Origin of the sequence: Chamaesiphon sp. VAR_48_metabat_135_sub (genome assembly GCF_031418915.1) — a bacterium.
In the GTDB taxonomy this organism is placed as follows: Bacteria; Cyanobacteriota; Cyanobacteriia; order Cyanobacteriales; family Chamaesiphonaceae; genus Chamaesiphon.
The window spans coordinates 1-2,223 of the sequence record NZ_JANOJV010000185.1; the positions used below are offsets into that span (position 1 = coordinate 1).

1 protein-coding gene is annotated in these 2,223 nt (G+C 53.4%); it reads left to right on the top strand.

Annotated elements, in window-relative coordinates; all coding sequences use genetic code 11:
• Positions 1–2,205, top strand: a 2,205-nt coding sequence (locus RMO55_RS13495; protein ID WP_310427281.1) for a glutamate synthase-related protein, incomplete at its 5' end; no start/stop codon positions are given.
• Positions 2,206–2,223: the final 18 nt, after the last annotated feature.

Below are 2,223 nucleotides of genomic sequence, written 5' to 3' on the forward strand. Positions count from 1 at the left end.
TTCCCCACAGAATTGAAGAAACTCGAAAATCTGGGATTCTTCAACTATCGCCCCAGTGGTGAGTACCACATGAATAGCCCCCAACTGGCGAAAGCTCTGCACAAAGCGGTAGACGCATACCCAAATCAAGCGGGTTATGACCACTATGAAACCTATAAAAAATATCTTCAGGAACGCCCCGTTACGGCTCTGCGCGACCTACTCGACTTCAAATCCGATCGAAACTCCATTTCCCTCGATGAAGTGGAGTCTGTGACCGATATCGTCAAACGCTTCTGCACGGGTGGAATGTCCCTCGGCGCACTCTCCCGCGAAGCCCATGAAGTCCTCGCCATCGCCATGAACCGCATCGGCGCGAAATCCAACAGCGGCGAAGGCGGCGAAGATCCTGTCCGCTACAAAACGATCGACGATGCCGTCGATGGTAAATCCGCCATCCTCCCCCACCTCAAAGGCTTACGCAATGGCGACACAGCTAAAAGCTCGATCGTCCAAATCGCATCGGGACGCTTTGGAGTCACCCCGCAATTCTTGATGAATGGCAAACAAATTGAGATCAAACTCGCTCAGGGAGCCAAACCAGGTGAAGGTGGACAATTGCCAGGGCCAAAAGTCAGCCAATACATCGCCATGCTCCGCCGCTCCAAACCAGGCGTGATGCTGATTTCACCACCACCCCATCACGATATTTACTCGATCGAAGATCTGGAGCAACTAATCCACGATCTCCACCAAATCAACCCCAAAGCCGCCGTCTCCGTCAAACTAGTCGCCGAAATCGGCATCGGCACGATCGCCGCCGGAGTCGCCAAAGCCAACGCCGACATCATCCAAATCTCTGGACACGACGGCGGTACGGGTGCATCCCCCTTATCGAGCATCAAACACGCAGGTACCCCGTGGGAACTAGGTTTAACCGAAGTTCACCGCGTTCTGATGGACAACCAACTTCGCGATCGAGTTTTACTTCGTGTCGATGGTGGATTAAAATCAGGATGGGATATTATGATCGCCGCTTTGATGGGAGCAGAAGAATATGGCTTCGGATCGATCGCGATGATTGCCGAAGGCTGTATCATGGCACGAGTCTGTCATACCAATAAATGTCCCGTCGGCGTAGCCTCCCAACGCGAAGATCTCCGCGCCCGCTTCCCAGGTATCCCCGAACAAGTCGTCAACTTCTTCCTGTTCATCGCCGAAGAAGTCCGCAGCATCTTGGCGCGGCTGGGCTACAAATCGCTCAACGACTTAATCGGACGTGCGGATTTATTCACCCTCCGCCCCGAAGCCAAATTAACCAAAGTCGCTGCAATTAACCTCGATTGTCTGACTCAATTACCAGATACTAAACTCGATCGATCCTTCCTGATCCACGGTGATATCCATACCAATGGAGCCGTATTAGATGACGAGATTTTAGCAGATGTAGATGTGCGGCACGCGATCGACAACCAATGCATCGCCACTAAATCATATAACGTCGTGAATACCGACAGATCGATCGGTGCCCGCATCTCCGGTGCCATCGCCCTCAAATACGGCGACAGTGCATTTGAAGGACAACTCACCCTCAACTTCCAGGGAGCCGCCGGACAAAGCTTCGGTGCATTCAACCACGAAGGAGTCAGCCTCAACCTCACAGGCGAAAGCAACGACTACGTAGGCAAAGGCATCAACGGCGGCGAAATCGTGATCAAACCTTACACAGGCACGATCTTCGACACCAGCCGCAACGTAATTATCGGCAACACCTGCCTCTACGGAGCCACAGGCGGCTACCTCTACGCCAACGGACGCGCAGGCGAACGCTTCGCCGTCCGCAACTCCCGCGCCACAGCCGTAGTCGAAGGTACAGGCGACCACTGTTGCGAATACATGACAGGCGGCGTAGTAGTCGTCCTCGGACAAGTCGGGCGCAACGTCGGCGCAGGGATGACAGGCGGTTTGGGTTATTTCTTGGATGAAGACGACACCTTTATCGCCAAAATCAACCCCGAAATTGTCAAATGGCAACGGGTACAAACAGCAGCGGGTGAGCAGCAATTGAAGGATCTAATTGCAGCGCATAGTGCGAAAACCGGAAGTCAGAAGGCGCAGGAAATCTTGAGTCGGTGGGCGGAGTATCTGCCTAAGTTCTGGCAGTTGGTACCACCTTCGGAGGCGGAAACACCAGAGGCTAGTGCGAAGCAGGCTGTGAGTGCGTAGTTTGACCTACTTATTTTC